The organism is Paenibacillus sp. sgz302148, assembly GCF_056120465.1.
The window spans coordinates 35,491-53,621 of record NZ_JBVYOJ010000010.1 but is presented as its reverse complement, the minus strand read 5'-3'; the positions used below and the strand labels follow the sequence as shown (position 1 = coordinate 53,621).

The following is an 18,131-nucleotide window of genomic DNA, read 5'->3' as shown; positions in this document are numbered from 1 at the left end:
TCCCCCATCAACCCGGTATGACGAACACGCGGATCAGCTTGTACTGCCGCTCCTGATCTTGAATCAGGAACGTGTAATACCCGTACCGGTCAGCGACGAGCGTTCCGCCTGCCAGCGGTTGTCCCTTCGTTTTGAAATCGCCTTTGCCGTATTTTCCAAAAGCCCACTTCACGACGGTGTCTCCCTGCTGTCCGAACATTTGCAGCGTCAACGTCTTGCCGTATACCGTCAATTCATTCGATCGCGGCAGCTCCGAGTTCACGAACACCGTCAGCTTGTCGCCCGCGACGACAATCGCTTTTCGTTTCACGATCGCTTCGTTTCCTGCGCTATCCGTCGCTTTGTACGTGATCTCGTACTCGCCCGCCACCCGGCTGTCGATCTCGTGCGTGACCTCCGTCTTGCTTTTCAAATCGCCGTCGATGTTGTCGATAGCCGTCACGTCCGCCATCGGATCCACGGATCCGCCTTGCGGAATGAGCAGCTGCGCGCCTTGCGCGAAACGAATATCCGGTGCCGTTTTGTCAATGTTGCCGACCTTGACCTCGATCCAATATTCGTTATCCAGTGCATCCTTCGCTTGAACCCAACGGACGCCGTTGTCGGCGAACGTCACGACGGCGCTTCCGCCGTTGTTCAGGATCGTCAGCGGATGTTCCGCATCCGACGCAATCGTCGCTTTCACGTTCGACTGCGTTGGCGCCGTTATATCGTACGTGACGGTAATGTTCGCTTTATCTTTGTTGATCAGCGCGGTTTGCGCCTTGATTTCCGCCGTGTTGCCGGCAATATCTTGAATGTAGAACGTAAAGGTGCCGTTGTCCCTGAACACGTACTCTTTGTTCCGGTTATTGTTCAGCACGTAAAACGGCTCGTTCGCCGTCACCGTCGCCGTCACGCTGTCCTTCGTCGGCGTCGTCGTGCTGTAGCTCACCGCCGGCACCGGCGGGGTTTTATCGATGTTGGCGACCTCCGCCTTCACCTCGCTTGTATTGCCGACCCGATCCTTCAACAGAAACGTCATTGAGCCGTTGTCCGTGAAATCGTAATAATTCGCGCCGTTATGGTTCAGCACCGTCACCGGCTCGTCCGCCACGAGGATCGCCCGCACGGTGCCGTTTGTCGGCTGCGTCACGGAATATTGGACGGTTCCGCTTGGCGGCGTCCGGTCGATCCGATCGACGGTGGCCGTCACATCCTTGCGGTTGCCCGCCGCGTCGACCAGTTGGAACGTAAATTGCCCGTTGGCCGTGAATGTGTACCGATTGCTGCCGCCGTTGTTCAAAATCGTCGGCGCGACACCCGAATTGTCGGACGCCGTCAACGTGACGGTTATATCGCCATTCGTCCATTGATTCGTGCTATAGGCTAATACGGCCGTCGGCGGCTCGCGGTCGATATAGTCGACGCGTGCTTCCTTGCAGCCTTCATTGCCCGCCGCATCCCGGTAGCAGAACAAGAAGCTGCCGTTTTGCTTGAACGTGTACGTATTGCTGCCTTCATTGTTCGTGATGACGATCGGCTCCGGTTCCTCGTTCGTAAACGTCAACGTTGCAGTGACGTCGCCGTTCGTCCATCGGTCCGTGCTGTAGCTGATCTCCGCCACGGGCGCTTCCTTGTCGATATAATCGACGGTTGCCGTCGCCGTTCCGGTATTGCCCGCTTCGTCTTTGAATTCGTACGTAAACGAACCGTTTTCCGTAAAAATATACTGGCTGCTTCCATCGTTGTTCGTCACCGTGACGTTGCTTAGATCGTCCTGCGCGACGAGTGTCGCGATCACGTCGCCGTTCGTCCACCGGTGCGGTTGTTTCGGTACGCTGTATTGAATGGTCGCCGTAGGGGCGGTCTTGTCGATCGTATGAACGACGGCTTCCCCTTCGCCTTCCAGCTCCGTGTCCAAATCGCGGATTTTGAACTTCAGCGTGCCGTTAGCCGCAAATTCATACACCGCTTCCTTCACGGTCAACCCGTTCTCCGGTGCCGTCACCGTCCCTTTCTCGACGGTTTCCAGCCGGATGAGCTTTGCGTCCGCCGGCGCCTCGAAGCCAAACAACGATCGCGGCGGATCGCCCTGAACGCTTACCGTCACCTGCACGACGGCGTTCGTCCATCCTTCCGGCGTCATCGTTACGCGAGCGGTCGGCAGGCTGGCATCGATGTTGTTCACCGTCGCCGTCGCCGTGCCTTCGTTACCCGCTTCGTCGACGAAACGGAACGTATACGTGCCGTTCTCCGTAAACGTATGCTCTTTCTTGCCGTCCGCCGGTTCAATCACGGTGACCGGCTCGTTCACCGACAAGTAGGCCGTCACCGGCAGCGAAGTCCGGCTGCTCGTGCTGTACGTCAAGGTGCCGACCGGCGCCGTATTGTCAAGCTGAAACGGCAAGCTGTGGCCGACTTGCTCATTGCCAGCCTCGTCGATCGCCTTCACCCACAAGTACCATGCTCCATCGCCTTGGCTCAGCGTTATCGGGCTGCCGGAGGAGAAAGCATCCGACCACTCGGCCGCCGCAGGAGCTGTCGCGGCAGCCTTCGACCACGCGTGGAACAATTTCACCGCTTCGGCGGGGCTGGCGTTATCCGTGGCGTATACGCTCGTCGTGACCGACTTGCTCTTCGATGTCGATCCGTTCGGCGTCCAGCCGATTTGCGGTTTCATTTTATCGATATGGGCGACATGCACGATTGTAGAGCTCGCGTTGCCCGCCGCATCGGCGAATTCGATCGTATAATCGCCGTTGTCCGCCACAACGCGGGACACTTCCCCGGCCCCCGAGACGTTGTCGTTAAACTTGACCGTGATCGTCACGGGCTGGTTCGTCCAGCTTGTGGGGCTTTGCACGACCGCCGCAAGTACTGGAGGCGTCGTATCGTACACGACCTTGTCGGAGAACGGGCCGCTTTCGTTGCCGAGGCTGTCGCGGAATTTCACTTGCAGCGTGTGCTCGCCTTCCGAAGGTGAATCGAGCCCGATTTCCTTAACGGCCTCGTACTCCTCCCACGGGCTCCAGCTGCCACCGTTGTCCCATGAGTACGACATTTGGACGTCATTGGCATCCGTTGCCGTCAGTTCCACACGCACCCGGTTCTCTTTCGTATAATGGCTGCCGATCTTCACCTGCCCGACAGGACCTTCGTTATCGAGCAAAAACGGTTTGCTTCGGACGATCGTTACGTTGTCCGCGGCATCCTTCACTTTGGCATGGACGTAATACGTTCCGCTCAAGCCGGTCAAAGCAATGGCACCGTCGCCCGTATCTTGCCATCCGGCTTCGTTCCCGCTTGCGCTAGCCGACGTGGTAATCCAATATTGCATCCGGTAACTGCTTAGCCCGGACGTCAAGCCGTCGACCTGGAGCTGCGTCGCTGCCGAGCGCGCCCAGACGCCGCCATTCCCGTCCGGGACGAACACAACCGCAGGCGGCGTATTGTCGAGTTGGAACACGTTGCCGGAGTGCGCATATCCGGTGTTGCCGCTGCTGTCGCTCATTTTGATATGTAAATAAGGAGCCCCCGTCAAGCCGGGATCGGACGAAATCGTCGAAGAAAACGTCTTTTTCCCGCCCGAACCGTCGTAAAATGGCTTCCACCTGCTATCATCCGCCGCGGGTTGCGAAGCGGACGTATCCCACAAATACGATACCGCACCCAATGTACCTGTCGCTTCATTTAAAACGACTTCGACCGTATGTGACGATTTCGGCTGCGCACTGCCATCCGGCGTAAACGTGGCGCTCGGCGCGGTTTTATCCACCGTCACGGGAGTAGATTCGACGGTAGTCTCGTTGCCGGCCTTGTCCGTTGCCATTACGCTCAGCTTGTACACGCCGTCCATCGCCGGCGGACCGATCGTCACGGCATTGCCGTTATTGACCGGATAGGGGCCGTCTTTCAACGTCCCGGATGCGGCGTCGTTCCAGCTATATTCGAACTTGCTCACGCCCGAGCCGACGTCCGCCGGCGTAATTTTCGTCGCAGCGTCGGCGGGCGGCGTATTCGCGTTCACCGTATCGCTTGTCCGCGCAAAAGAAACGGCAGGCGGCGTATTGTCGAAGTCGAACGCGCCGGAGTCGATAATCTTCTCGTTGCCTGCCCGGTCCGTCGCCTTGACATGCAAATAATACGTGCCGGTCGGCGACATCGGATCAGGGATTTCCGCCCCGCTGGTCGCGATTTTGGAAGGGGCCCAGCTTCCCGGCGTTGACGGCGACTGATTCCATTCGTAGAGCAGCGACGCCAGCCCTTTCTCGTCGCTCGCCGTTGGCGTGACCCGGTGGCTTTTGCCATATGAGCCACTAGATTTGTTCAAGGAAAGTGACGGAACCGTCGTGTCAACGATGATATTTTTCGTAAACATCGAAGTTATGTCGGAGTTGCCGCCGTAATTGCCCACCCCGCTGTCGTAGCTGCAGCTCATGTCCGTGAAGTTCATTAACTTGAAGAGACCGTTGGTCGTATTAGCTGCTACCGTATACGAATAAATCAGCTCATCGATCTCGTTGCTATTGTTATATTGGATAACACCCCCAAGCCGCCTCTCCGGGTTATCCCAGATCATGTCGATTCCTCCGAACGAAACCCGCAGTTTCGCGACGCTGCATACGACCAGTCGGTTGAATTTAAACGAGACCTTGATCTCCGTTCCCTGCTTGTAGTAACCGTCCGCCAGCGGCGAAGTCACCGCAATGATGGTTGCCGGTTCGGCATTAGCATGACGGATTTGCCCAAAACCCGAGCCGAAAACAATCAAAAAAACGACAAAACTTGCAATAAACCTTTTCATCCCGCTCCTCATTCCCCCTTGCCTGCTTTTAACCACTCCCCAGTATAGAAACTGTAGTTTAAAACTGGTTAAAAAAACGAAAAAAATGTCGCATGAACGAAGATGTTGCCGATGGGCGCACGAAAAAAAACCCCGACGATGTCGGGGTCAATCTTGAATATGGAACTCGAGGTTATAAAATGATTCGTAGTGCATGGTTTTTTTACTTTATTTGGAAAAACCGTCTTATGAAACTCTTTCTTAAATCTCCTTTTTGTCGATATCCCCTTCGTTCAGGTTGTATGAGTACGTTTCATCAGCACCAACCTGGGTCCCGGCATGGCTTTGCCTTGCACTTAATCGTCCTGGTAACTCCACCGATATCTGTGATCACCCCAACGATGCATCACTTCGGCTTTCTCCTGAGCGAACGGGATTCCGGCAAAAGGACACTTCCATCGATATCAGCGTTCGACCCAACGATGCATCACTTCAGCTAGCTCCTGAGCGAACGGGATATCGGCTAAAAGGCGCAGTCCGGCAATCCTACACCGGTCCGGCGCCCCCCGCCGCCTTCAGCCTTATTCCTCCACGCGGCTCATATAGTGGTCGACCACTTTATCGAGACGCTTCAGCTGAAAGCCGTATTCGTAAATCGACGAAGCGACGGCGACCATACGCAGCCGATCCTCGGGCTGATCGTTGTAGTATCCGAGCACCTCGCGCATAAACTGCTCGTTGTCGGCTTCGACATCGTGGTGGCTGCTGCCGGGCTTGATTTTGCCTTCGTATTTGAGCAGGATGTATTCGTGGAATTTGATCAATTCCTCCATATGCCGGTCGAACACGCGATCGATCTCGTCATTGTGCGCCGAGGCGAAATAATGCTCCTCTACGTTGCCCAGTACGTCGGTGCCGCGATGCAATGCCCCGAGCAGGTGCTTGAACAGAACAAGCTGCCTGTTGTGACGGTGCTTGGAACGCTGGCGAATGATCCGTTCATCCTCAAAAACGCTATATTTCTCCTCCAGCCTGCGCAGGGTGCCAAGCAGCGCCTGATGCTCCGCTTTAAAAATCGCCTCTTTCATCTCGTTCGAAACGACCGTTCGCAGCAGCAGCGACATTTGGTTAAAGGCCGAAGAAATTTGCGTCGTAAAATGGTGCTTATGTTTCGGCGGAAATATGACAATATTTACGAGAAACGCCGATCCCATCCCGATCAGGATGATCAGGAACCGATTCAAGGCAAATTCCCAGCCTTCTCCCGGCGCTTCGATAATCGCCATCACGGTGACCAGCGTCAGCGCGATCGTGCTGTCCATCTTGATCTTAATGCACAAGATGATGACAATGATGCAGACGAAACCAACCGCCATCGGGTCGTTGCCGAACAACATGCCGGCCGCAAGCGCGATGACCGCGCCCAGCACGTTGGTCGACAGCTGTTCCCAGATATGCTGCCATGATTGATAGATCGACGGCTGAATCGTGAAGATCGCCGCCACTGCGGCAAAAATCGCCGGCGAATAGTTAAGCAAAGAACATATATATAGTGCAACGGAAACGGCAAGTCCCGTTTTGAGTACGCGTGCGCCAATCGTCATGTGTAAGAGCCCCCTCCATCATATCTTACACGGAAGGGGGCACTTCTTGCAAAGGTGCGTTACGTCGCCGGTATTATGGGATGCGCCGATAACGGAATACCCCAGGCACATCGTACTGCGGCTAATTCACCGTAAAGGCGTAGCTGCCGGAGCTCAGCTCGAACGCGATACCGCCATCGGCCTCCGCGCAGCCGGCAATACCGTCGACGCCCGTCCGGAAGCCGCCGGCACGCCAAACGGCGATTTCGGACTCGCTGACTTCCGCGGCTGCAGGATCGGAAACGGGAAGTATCGCTTGAACACGCATCCCTGCCGGAATGACGACATGAATGCGGTAAGCAAGTTCACTTTCGCCGTCAGGCCGCTCTCGTTCCCAGCATACGCTTACTTTACCTAGCGGCGTCGGTACGGCCGCTTCGGCAAACGTCAGCTCCTCCGGCATGTACAGCTTGATCCGCGCATCGGCAAAGCCGGGTGACAGGCATTGAATGCCTGCGACATACTCCTGAAGAAGCCGTGCAGGGTATCCGTTCCACGCATGGCAATGCGATTCGATATCGTCCCAGCCTTCCCACATCGTTGCTGCGCCTTGCTCGATCATATAGCCCCAGCCGGGATATTCCGTGCGGCTAATGAGCCGATACGCTTCTTCCTCGCGTCCGTTCTCGAACAGGACGCGCAGCAGGGGCAGCGATAAAACGGTTTTACTCTCCCACGGCATGGCGGTGACGGCGTCAATAACGGCTTGGCGGTCTTCCTGCGGCACAAGATCCGCGAACAGCGCAAGCGCATTTACGCCTTGATGCGTGCGCTCCGACCCAAGGCTGTCATGGAACAGCTTCAGCGACGGATCATACAGTCGCTTCACGATGTTCTTCTTCAGTGTCTCCGCGATGCGTGCATACGCCTTCCGGTCTTCCTTGCAGCCGAGTAGCGAAGCCGAGTCCGCAACAATCCGCAGCGCTTGATACAGCTTCATATTTTGCACGGTCAAATATTCGGAAGCATGCTCGACGGTCGGGTAAGGCCAATCGCTAATATGCCACCCTTTATCGATAGGCACAAGCCCATCTTGCGGGCTAACGATGCTGACATAATAATCGACCATCCGCTTGGCGGGCTCATAGTGCCGCTGCAATATGCGCATATCGCCGCTCGCCCCGTACGTCTTCCACATTAGCGTGCAATAGTGCAAATCCCACTCCGGAATTTGCAGGAAAAAGTCCGGATTCTCGTAGTTGGACGGAAACACGAACGGAAACGTCCCGTCGGCAAGCTGGGCATCGGCAAAATCGCTCACGACCTTCTCCAGCACGTGACGCGAATCGAAGTTGTACAGCAGCACCTCCGCCTGCAAATCGGAATCGGCCAAATATTGTGCCTGCTCCCGGTGCGGACAATCGACCGTTTGGCCGAGCGTATTGTTCTTCTGCGTTTGCATGGAAGCGTCGTACATCGCATTCAGCATCTCGTTCGAACAACGGAAGGCACCTTCATGCCGCATGCCGGTATGTGCCGAGATGACCCATAGATTGTCCCCGGGCACGATCGTCTCCGGATACCCCGTCACTTCGACATATCGGAAAGCCTTGTACGACAAATCCGGCTGCCACGTCTCAACGGCGTCGCCCCGCATCGTGTATTGATCGAAATACCGGTCTGATATTTCGTTGCAGACGTTGTGCTTTACGCGGCCGCGCTCGTCCAGGTCCTCGGAATACCTGAGCCGCAACGTTACGCCTTCGATCCCCTTAAGCGCGAGCCGCGGCCAGCCGGACACGATTTTGCCCGCATCGAACACCTGCGGGTTAACATCCATAGCTTCACCTGACCCGCCGGATATGTTGGGAACACCGGAGGTGAAGGGAACGGCGGAAATATCGCTGACATCGGAAGTCTCTTTTCCATCCCCGTCGTTGCGCTCGCCCGACAGCACCGCACGATATCTCCCGTCGCGCAAAGGTTCGATTGCCGTTATGCGCGTTGGGGCAATCATCTCCTCCTCCGCCCCTTCGGGGATACGTTGCCAGCACATCGGCCAATCCTCCGGCCCAATCTTCGCCGGAACGGCCTTGCGGCACAGCGTCTTGTCGAACCCTGGCTGCAGCCACGCATGATTTAGCTTGCGCGCATCGTAATCCTCGATCGCCGTCATGCGGCGGTTTTGCTGATAGGGCGTACCGGCGGCATGGGGCACGACTTTCAACGCTTGCCATGTCGCGTCCGTGCTTATCGTTTGGGACGAACCGTCCGCATAGGTGACTTCAACCTGCATGCGAAAGCCGGGCAGTCCATCGACGTAATTTTGCCCGCCGCCGCCCAGATAGTGCGCGATCGCCGCAATACAGTTGCCGCCCGTCCGCAATGCGGATGTAACGTCGTATGCCGTATAATATTTGCGCTTCTCCGGATGGCTCGGTGCCGGCGAGCCGAAGCCTCCGATCCGTTCGCCGTTCACATGCACCTGCATGACATGGTGCGCCGAAACGAACATTTTGGCATACACGGCCGTTTTTTTCAGTTGAAACTCTTTGCGCAAGTAGGCAAAATCGTTCACCTGCACCTTACGCGAGCTCCAGATCCACTGTGCCGACCAATCGTCCGGAAACAAGCCGGTGTCGAAACAAGCAGCCTCCGAACAAGCGTATGCGCCTGTCCCGTCCCACGCGCCAACCATCCACCAATACCGCGTTTTCCCCGTCAACGCCGGGAGGTTGCAATCTGCGTTCTGAGCGCGGGTATTACAGCGTCCGCTATCCCATACATCGGCCGCGCCGGCGGTCAGCAGATCCGCTCTCGACGCAATGATAAGGCGGTACGCCGCTTGCTCCGTCCCCCTTGCATCACTTTCCAGCCGCCACGAAAACCGCAAATTGTTATCGTCGATGCCCATCGGCATAGCCGCATCATCCACCCGAAGACCGTCCACCCGAAACGAAGACGATTCGCCCCCGCATGAAATCGCCGCGCCATGCTCTATTTCTTTCCCCATCTAGGCACATCCCTTCCTATTGCTGCTCGATTTCTACCTTATTCATGAAGCATAATACGGCAGACCGATTTAGGAAACGGGCGGATACGCGATAATTATAGGTGGATTGCACGTCTTTAGTCTTAGCTCCAAAGTTCGACACATTTTTTGTACAAACGCTCAAATATATGTAATTATGTTCTATTCATGCAAGACCAGAATATGCTATAGTAGTTTTGATCATGACGTTTAAAAGGAGAAGTGATTGCAGGTGCAAAACCAAGTTCAGAATAAATCTTCAACAGGGCTTGATGAGAACGTTGCCGCGCTGCTCTCTTATGCGGTAGGTTTTATTACAGGCATTATCTTCTTCGTGATTGAAAAAGACAGCCGTTACGTGAAATTCCATGCGATGCAATCGATCCTTCTTTTTGGGGCGCTGTTCGTAGTCAATATCATTCTAGGTTTCATTCCGATTATCGGATGGATTCTCGGCATTTTGATCGGGCCGCTCACCTTCATTCTCTGGATCGTGATGATGCTGCTGGCTTACCAGGGCAAACTAACGAAGCTGCCGATTATCGGCGATATCGCCGAAAAACAATCGCAAACGATGTAAGGCCCGCTGCGGCGCCTCTTAAAGAAAGCCGCACGAACGAAGAACCTCCAAAACCACTTCCTGCGTGGGCTTGGAGGTTCTTCGTTGTCGTTATGGCAACCCTTGCCTTGAAGAAGCATGGAGTTATGGCTTCACATTCCGCAGTCGCAAATTAGCCGCCGAACCATCCGTCTGGGCCAAAATTTGAGAAGCTTCTTTCTCCGACAACAGCGTATCCAGCTGCTTGCAGTAATAGGAACAAACTTCGCTAGCGGTAAACTTCATATCGCTTACGCCGATCATCCCGATCTCTTGTCTCGCTCTGAGACCGGCAAGCGACAGCCCGGGTATCGTACGGGTCCTAATTAACAAATGGAGATGACATGGAAGCTGCTCGAGAAAATCGCTTAAAGATGCGAGAATAGAAGGTTCCGTTATATGGTGAAAGTCGTCAAGTATAAGAACCGATTCCGCAGCCGAACGGAGCAGCTCGTCGTTCAAGCGCCGAAGCCCCGCTTCATAAGACGAACCGTCCATAAGCGACAAGATCCTGTCTTGGGCGGCAAAGCCTTCGTGTAACGGTTTGAGCGCGGCAAGCATTCGGGCCCAGAAGCGCTTGAAGTCGTTATCCCCATCGCTCAGCGCGACCCAGGAGGAAGCAAAATCGCTCTGCCGCGCCCATTGATGGACGAGCGTCGTTTTTCCATACCCGGCAGGCGCACAGATTAATACCAACCGTGCAATGGCGGCACGATGCAGCTTATCGACTAAACGCGGGCGAGACAACACGGCGTTCGGATCAACCGATTTCGGCGCTGTCTTATTGTCAAATATATGCATCGTCCAGCAGGTGATGGCAGCCGCAATCGCGATCCTCGGGCAAGGAGCGAATAGCCTCCAGAATAAGATCTTGAACGACCCCCAGGCGGTCTTTCATCACGTCTTTCACTTCCACGCCGGTAATCGGATTGTCACTGATGCCGGCCGCCATATTGCTGACGATGGCAATGGCGGTGTAACACATTTCGGCTTCGCGGGCCAATGCGACCTCGGGATAATTCGTATGCCCGACAAGGTCGCCGCCTAACGTCCGGAACATGCGGATTTCCGCCGCCGTCTCGAAACGCGGGCCTTCGGTGCAGCAATACGTCGCACCGGACTTCATTTCGATTCCTTTTGCCTGCGCGGCATCCTTGACATATTGCCCAAGCGACATACAATACGGATTCGTATTGTCCACATGCGCGATTTTCTCGCCGTTATTGCCTGTGAAGAACGAAGCCGGCCTGTTCTTCGTAAATTCCATGAACTGCTCGATCAATACAAAGTCGCCTACGCCGTATTGCGGGTTGATCGACCCGCTGCAGGCGGTCGCGAACAAATGCTTGACCCCGAGCTGCCGCAAAGCCGACAAGTTCGCGCGGTAATTGATATTGCCCGGCGCGATGCTGTGATTGTCGCCGTGACGGGTTAAGAAGGCCACCTTCTTGCCGTGGATTTCTCCGACTTTGACAGGTGCCGCGCCATAAGGCGTTTCCACGACCATCGATACGGCGTTTTCAATCCCGTTCAGGTTGTAAACGCCTGTACCGCCGATAATCCCAATGTTAGCGGTCATCATGCTTCCGATTCAACTCCTCGTATTTCGACTTCAGCTCCAGCAAACTGCTTTCAAACGGAGGATAAGCAATCCCCACGTCCGTAATAATCGCCGTAATATATTTGTTCGGCGTGACGTCGAAGGCATAATTGAGCACCGGCGTATCCGGCGGGGCGATATACGTGTCGTTGATTTTCAACACTTCTTCTGCGTCCCGCTCCTCGATTTCGATCTCGTCCCCATGCTTGATGGAAAAATCAAGCGTCGACATCGGCGCGAATATATAAACGGGGATGTTATGCGCATGCGCGTTGATCGATAGTCCGTAAACACCGATTTTGGCGGCGGTATCGCCGTTCGCGACAATCCGGTCAGCGGAGATGAACACCATATCTGCTTTTCCTTGCTTCATCACCCATGCGGCGGTATTGTCCGTAATCAACGTATAGGGAATGCCCATTCGTTTCAGGTCGAACGTATTGATCTTGGCACCTTGCAATCTCGGTCTCGTCTCGTCGGTATAGACATGAACCTTTTTCCCCTGCTGCATCGCCGTGTACACAACGCCCATGCCGAGTCCGTGATCGACCGTGCAGAGCGGTCCGGTGCTGCAGTGGGTAATGATATTGGCGCCCTCGTCCGGAATAAGCGTCGCTCCGAATTCGGACAACCGCTTCGCCCGCGCTACCTCGTCGTCGGCCAGCTTCACCGCAAACGCGGTCAGACCGGCGACGAAGTCGGCATAATTCGGCGTCCGGATCGAATGGGCATGCTCCACGATCGCTTCGACCGCCCACTTCAGGTTAACCGCCGTCGGGCGCACCGCTATCAGCTTGTCCCGCAACTCGTCGATCCCGCTGAAGAAAGCTTCCGTCGTTTGCTCCGGCAAATTGCGCGCCGCGGTCACGACGCCGAAGGCTCCCGCCGCTCCGATTGCCGGCGCTCCCCGAACAGCCAGCTTATAAATCGCGTCGCAAATTTCGTCCACCGTGGACAGCTCGATCGTTTTGAATTCATAAGGAATTAACGTTTGATCGATAATGACGACTTTGTCGTTGATCCAATCGATTGTTCTCATTGCAGTTCTCCTCCCCTAATTTCCCTTTCGCCTTACCTCATCCGATGAATCGGGAACTCAAACCAATCAGTAAAATAATCTTTCACGTACAGCACTTCCCGGTCGTCCTCGTCGAACAGCACCGTTTCGAGCAGAAGCAGAGGGATGCCTTCTTGGATCTCCAGCATCTCGGCGATCGTACGGTCGGCAATAATCGGCCGAACCCAGCCGTTGGCGTATTTGACGACAATATGGCGCGCCTCCAGCATCTTGAACACCGAGCCTTCAAAATCGGCCGCCGTCACTTCTTTCAAAATTTTGCACGGATAAATGCCTTCTTCATACACGATCGGCTTGCCGTCGGCCGTCTTGACCCGCGTGACTTTGTAAACGGCGTCGTAAGGGGCGATATTCAAATAATTGGCGACTTTCTTGTCCGGAAGGCCGGTTTCGAGCACGACGTTTTTCGAGCCGGGGGTATAGCCGTTCTTCCGGATTAATTCGTCGATGCTCCATAGCTCTTGCATGCCGTAGCTGATGTGCCGGGTCCGGACAAACGAACCGATGCCGTGAACGCGCGTAATGCACCCTTTGTTAATGAGGCTTTGAAAAGCTTCCCTCACCGTATTTCTGCTCACGCCGTGCTCTTGCGCAATGCTGCTTTCCGAAGGAAGCTTATAGCCCGGGGGCCATTCCTCGGAATTGATTTTGTCGTAGATGTAATCGAATATGACGTCGGAAGCCCGTTCTTTCAATGGAATCACCGTCTAATCTTGAATATGGTATGGTTTGCCTAAGGCGGCCGGCGGGTTGACTTTTTTCCAAAGCCCGCTTAATACGATCAACGTACATACATAAGGAATCATTTGAATAAATTGCGATGCGACCGGAAGCGTAAGCAGCCTCAATTGAATCGCTTCGGTCAATCCGAAGAACAGCGAAGCCATCAATGCGCCGACCGGATGCCAGCGGCCGAATACGAATGCGGCGACCGCGATATAACCCCGTCCCGCAACCATTCCGCTGCTGAACAAGCTCAGCTGTCCGATGGACAAATACGCGCCGCCCAGCGCCGCCAGCACGCCGGATCCGATCACCGCGATGTAACGAATCTTGTTCGCGCCGAGCCCGAGACTGTCGACGGCTTGCGGATGTTCGCCGACGGCTCTCAGCCGGATGCCGAACGGCGTCTTGAATAAAATGACCGTCCCCGCTATCGTAAGCACGATCAGGAGATAAACGAGCGCGTTCCATTCCGCGAAAATCGGCCCGATCCAAGGGATACCGCTTAACCCCAGGTCAATATGAGGCAAGCCGGCGACGGAAGGCGATTTGCCTTTGTTGTCCCAAATCGCTTCGAGCAGAACCGTGGTGAGGCCCAAGGCAAGAATGTTGATCCCAACGCCTGTCACGATCTGGTTCGACTTGCCCCTGATGCAGAACAGCGCATGAATGAGGCCGGTCAAAGCACCGCCGGCCGCGGCGAACAACAATCCGATGTAGGGACTCCCGGTGAGCCAAGAGCCCGCAACGCCGGAAAACGCGCCGATCAGCATCATGCCTTCGAGGCCTAGCGCGATAATGCCGGCTCTCTCCGACAAGACTCCGGCCAAGGCCGCGAAGGCCAGCGGGGTCGCCATCCGGATCGCTGCCGCCACAATGGAAACGATAAGCACCGCGTCCACGTTAAACCCTCCTTTTCTTCCAGAGCATGTAGAGGATTGACGGTGCCGAAATGACGATAATGACAACCCCTTGAAGCAGCACGACGAATTCGGAAGGAATATCGGTCGTGCGGTCCAGGGCAAGTCCCCCCGTCCTTAGCAGGCCGAACAGCAAAGAGCCGAACAACACGCCGAGCGGAGAACCTCCGCCCATGACGGCAACCGCAATGCCGTCATATCCGTATCCCGGCGAGAAGCCCTGGATCAGCTTTCCGTACGTTCCGAGAATAAGCACCGCGCCGCCGATTCCGGCCAGCGCCCCCGAAATCAGCATGGCGTTCACCTGTACGCGGCCTGTCCGGATTCCTCCCGCTTCGGCCACCTGCGCTTGCTCGCCCGTCGCGATCAGCTCGTAGCCCGTCGTCGTATATTTCAACAGCACGTGGATCATGAAGCACGCCAGCAAGGCGACGATCAGCGCGGATGACAGCTGGCTTCCCGCGAACAGCTTCGGAATGACGGCGGTTTCGGCGATTTTCACCGTCTGGGGCGTCATGCCCGGCGCCTTGAACGGATAGTTCACCATATAATTGATAAACAAAATCGCCACATAATTCAGCATGATCGTCGTGACGACCTCGTGAGCGCCCCTCTTCACCTTCAGAATCGCCGGGATAAAGGCCCACAGCGCGCCTGCAGCCATTCCTGCAGCCAAGCATAATACGATATGCAGCGGCGAAGGCAGGCCGGTAACGTAAATGCCCGTCAGCGCGCTTGCCGCTCCGCCCATATAAATTTGGCCCTCTACCCCGATATTAAACAAACCGCCCTTTAAAGCGACGGCTACGGCGAGCCCGCTAAAGATAAGCGGAATGGTGCGGTTTAACGTTTGTTCGATGGCGTAGGAGGAGCCGAACGCGCCTTTGATCAACACGCCGTAGGCTTGCCACGGCGAATACCCGCTTAAAGCTAGCAAGCCGGCGCCGATCAGCAAAGCGATCGCAAGCGATACGAGCGGATTAAAGTTTAGCGTGAGCCGCCTTAGCTGCCCCATGTTGATCTCCCCCTCCCATGTAATACCCCAGATCGCCCTGGGAAAATGTCTCGGAGGAGCCGCTTGCGGTAATCGCCCCTTCGTAGATAACACCGATCCGGTCGCTCAGCTTGAACAGCTCGTCCAGATCGGACGTGATCAGGAGGATGGCGGCCCCGTTCTTTCTGAGCTCCATCATCTTGTCATGAATTGCTTCCGCCGCCCCGATATCGACGCCTCTTGTCGGGTAGGCGGCGATAATAAGCTTCGGATTGCGGTAAAACTCCCGGGCGACGACGATCTTCTGCTGGTTCCCGCCCGATAGTTGTCCGCCCTGCAAACGAATGTCCCGCGGGCGAACGTCATATAACGCGAACTGCTCCTCTACCACCGCCGCAAGCTTCCTCTTGCTGAAAAGGTTGAACCGGTTCTTGAACAGCTTCTTCCGGTGATAGCCGAGCAGGAAGTTGTCCTTGGCCGATAACCCTTTGAACACCCCCCGCTCGAACCGGTCGGCATGGATGCACGCCATCCCCATTTGGAGCCGCTCGTAGGTGCCTTTCTTCTCGACGCCGACGCCGCCTACGGTAATGGTTCCCGCCACGGGCTTCGCAATCCCGACCAGCACGTCGACGAGCTCCTGCTGCCCATTGCCCTCGACGCCGGCGATGCCGAGAATTTCCCCGCCGCGCACATGCAGGCTGATCCCGCGCAGCGCTTCATTTCCCGCGCCGCTTCGGTACTTCAGGCCGCTCACGTCCAGGACGACCTCCCCCGGCGTCGCGGTTTCCTTGAACGAAGGCCGGAGACGATGGCCGACCATCATCTCCGTCAGTTCCTCCGGATTCGTTTCCTTCTTCATTTTTTTGCCGATCAGCTTGCCGCCCCGAAGCACGTAAATCTCATCCGCGATGTCCATCGTTTCCTTGAGCTTATGCGTAATGATGATGATCGACTTGCCCGCGGCCTTCAGCTTTCCGATAATCGCGAACAGCTCTTCGCTCTCCTGCGGCGTCAATACCGCCGTCGGCTCGTCGAGGATCAGTATTTCCGCGCCCTGATGCAGCGCCTTAATAATTTCCGCCCGCTGCTTCGCGCCAACCGACAGCTCTTTGACCTTCGCGGCGGGATCGACGTGAAGTCCATATTCGGCGGCTGCGCGCCGTACGATTTCGACGGCTGCATTCGCCTGGAAAATGCCCATCTTCGCCGGCTCCCGGCCCATCACGATATTTTCCGCCACGGTCAAATTGTCCACGAGCATAAAATGCTGGTGCACCATTTGGATGCCTAGCCGGATCGCATCCCGCGGACCGGAGATGTCGGCCTTCGACCCTCTGACGGAAATGTCGCCCGCGTCGGGCTTGTACATGCCGTAGGCGATTTTCATCAAGGTCGACTTGCCGGCTCCGTTTTCCCCGAGCAGCGCGACGACCGTCCCCGCTTCGCACGAGAAATCGACGTTATCGACGGCTTTGGCCGTGCCGAAAGACTTGCTGATCTTATTTAATTCCAGCAGAGGAGCCATCGCGTTAATTCTCCCCTCGATCTAAATTATTTGAGACTGCCGTATTTTTTTAGGAATGCATCTACATCTTCGATTTGTTCGGGAACGACGATGTCCCCTTTGGCGACTTGCTCGGAAAGCTTGGCCACCTTGTCCAATATAGCGGCGTCGACCGTAACGTTGGTTCCGTCCACCGTTACTTCGACCGCGCCTTCGCTTAAGCCGTATCTGTAGCCGCCGGCCACGAACGTTCCGCTAATCGCGTCTTTGGCAAGGTTGTACGCGATTTTATCCAAGCGCCGAATGCCGCTTGCAATAATATGATCGGGATCGAGCGTGTTTTGGTTGCCGTCGACGCCCATCGCGAATTTGTTCTTGTTCTTCGCGGCCGCGAATACGCCGAGACCGGATCCGCCCGCTGCCTGCCATACGATTTCCGCGCCTTTTTCGTACATGCCGTTCGCCAGCTCCGTCGCTTTATTCGGGTTGTTCCAGTCGCCAACATAAGAAACAAGAACTTCAATGTCCGGATTGACATATTTGGCGCCGGCCATATAACCTGCGACGAAATTGCGAATAAGCGGAATGTCCATGCCGCCGACGACGCCGATCACCTGCTTGCCGGAAGCATTCGGCAGCTTGCCTTCTTTCATCAGCAGTCCCGCAAGCGCTCCGATTTGGAACGTGTTCTCTTCGTTTTTGACCACGACCGATGAAACGTTCGACGCGCTGATCAGATCGTCGATCAAGATGTAGTTTTGATTCGGAAACTCGGCTGCGACCGTTTTTAGGCTTTCCGATTGCTCATAGCCTACGCAGACGATGACCGCATATTCGCCGGATTCCGAAAACGACCTTTGATTCGTCTCGTAGTCGGCCAGCTCTTTCGGTTCGACGACTTCGATTTTTGCGCCTTCTTTTTCAAGATCCTTCAAGCCCGCGTATACAAGATCGTTGTAAGTTTTGTCCCCCAGTCCGCCAAGACCGGTAATGAGCCCCACTTTTCTCGTTTCTCCTGAATTTTTCGTTGGTTCTCCACTGGTTTCTTGGGACTTCTCTTCCTTCGTCTCGCTGCCCTTTTTCTCGCTGCCGCTGCCCGAGCAACCGCTGATGATCAAACAAACAACCATGATGAATACAAACGATTTTGCAAAAAATTTCATGATTCCGCTCCCTACCTTATATTTTGGTATGATCGTGTGCACGTTATTTGCATTTGTTTTCTCGTGATGTTGAACATGCTCACCTAGTTGTTCTACAACCTCGAGTGGTTGTTTAACCATATTGTAAAACAATCCCTTTTTGTGCGCAATCCAAATTTTTCAATTTCAT

12 protein-coding genes are annotated in these 18,131 nt (G+C 55.4%); 1 reads left to right on the top strand and 11 read right to left on the bottom strand.

Translation table 11 applies throughout. The features are described 5' to 3' along the window. Positions 1-7: 7 nt before the first annotated feature. The 3 genes from AC0LWM_RS16125 to AC0LWM_RS16115 form a co-directional block, all read right to left on the bottom strand. Positions 8-4,786, bottom strand: a complete 4,779-nt coding sequence (locus AC0LWM_RS16125; RefSeq protein WP_474675989.1) for an Ig-like domain repeat protein — start codon at positions 4,784-4,786, stop codon at positions 8-10. Positions 4,787-5,346: 560 nt separating this feature from the next. Next, positions 5,347-6,369, bottom strand: a complete 1,023-nt coding sequence (locus tag AC0LWM_RS16120; protein ID WP_474675988.1) for an aromatic acid exporter family protein — start codon at positions 6,367-6,369, stop codon at positions 5,347-5,349. Between the two features lie 121 nt (positions 6,370-6,490). Further along, entirely contained in the window at positions 6,491-9,361 is a 2,871-nt protein-coding gene (locus AC0LWM_RS16115) for a family 78 glycoside hydrolase catalytic domain (RefSeq protein WP_474675987.1), read from the bottom strand. 250 nt (positions 9,362-9,611) lie between these two features. Here AC0LWM_RS16115 and AC0LWM_RS16110 point away from each other — a divergent pair, with 250 nt between their 5' ends. Continuing rightward, entirely contained in the window at positions 9,612-9,959 is a 348-nt protein-coding gene (locus AC0LWM_RS16110) for a DUF4870 domain-containing protein (protein ID WP_474675986.1), read from the top strand. 123 nt (positions 9,960-10,082) lie between these two features. Here AC0LWM_RS16110 and AC0LWM_RS16105 read toward each other — a convergent pair whose 3' ends face one another. The 8 genes from AC0LWM_RS16105 to AC0LWM_RS16070 are packed head-to-tail and all read right to left on the bottom strand — an operon-like array spanning position 10,083 to position 17,962. After that, positions 10,083-10,778, bottom strand: a complete 696-nt coding sequence (locus AC0LWM_RS16105) for an AAA family ATPase (protein WP_474675985.1) — start codon at positions 10,776-10,778, stop codon at positions 10,083-10,085. Then, on the bottom strand, positions 10,765-11,559 hold the full coding sequence (locus tag AC0LWM_RS16100) for an S-methyl-5'-thioinosine phosphorylase (protein ID WP_474675984.1): 795 nt from the start codon (positions 11,557-11,559) through the stop codon (positions 10,765-10,767). Before AC0LWM_RS16100 ends, AC0LWM_RS16105 begins: the two co-directional genes overlap by 14 nt. Further along, a complete protein-coding gene (mtnA, locus tag AC0LWM_RS16095) occupies positions 11,546-12,616 on the bottom strand; it encodes an S-methyl-5-thioribose-1-phosphate isomerase (RefSeq protein WP_474675983.1) in 1,071 nt (356 codons plus the stop codon). The genes AC0LWM_RS16100 and mtnA overlap by 14 nt, the downstream gene beginning before the upstream one ends. A gap of 32 nt (positions 12,617-12,648) precedes the next feature. Then, on the bottom strand, positions 12,649-13,359 hold the full coding sequence (locus AC0LWM_RS16090) for a GntR family transcriptional regulator (RefSeq protein ID WP_474675982.1): 711 nt from the start codon (positions 13,357-13,359) through the stop codon (positions 12,649-12,651). A 3-nt stretch (positions 13,360-13,362) separates the two neighbouring features. Beyond that, the gene (locus AC0LWM_RS16085; protein ID WP_474675981.1) at positions 13,363-14,280 is read right to left on the bottom strand and encodes an ABC transporter permease; all 918 of its coding nucleotides are present in this window, start codon (positions 14,278-14,280) and stop codon (positions 13,363-13,365) included. A 1-nt stretch (position 14,281) separates the two neighbouring features. Further along, positions 14,282-15,313: an ABC transporter permease gene (locus tag AC0LWM_RS16080; protein WP_474675980.1), complete on the bottom strand. Its 1,032-nt coding sequence runs from the start codon at positions 15,311-15,313 to the stop codon at positions 14,282-14,284. Beyond that, positions 15,279-16,820: an ABC transporter ATP-binding protein gene (locus AC0LWM_RS16075; RefSeq protein ID WP_474675979.1), complete on the bottom strand. Its 1,542-nt coding sequence runs from the start codon at positions 16,818-16,820 to the stop codon at positions 15,279-15,281. The genes AC0LWM_RS16080 and AC0LWM_RS16075 overlap by 35 nt, the downstream gene beginning before the upstream one ends. Before the next feature lie 26 nt (positions 16,821-16,846). Further along, on the bottom strand, positions 16,847-17,962 hold the full coding sequence (locus AC0LWM_RS16070; protein WP_474675978.1) for a BMP family lipoprotein: 1,116 nt from the start codon (positions 17,960-17,962) through the stop codon (positions 16,847-16,849). Between the last annotated feature and the right edge of the window lie 169 nt (positions 17,963-18,131).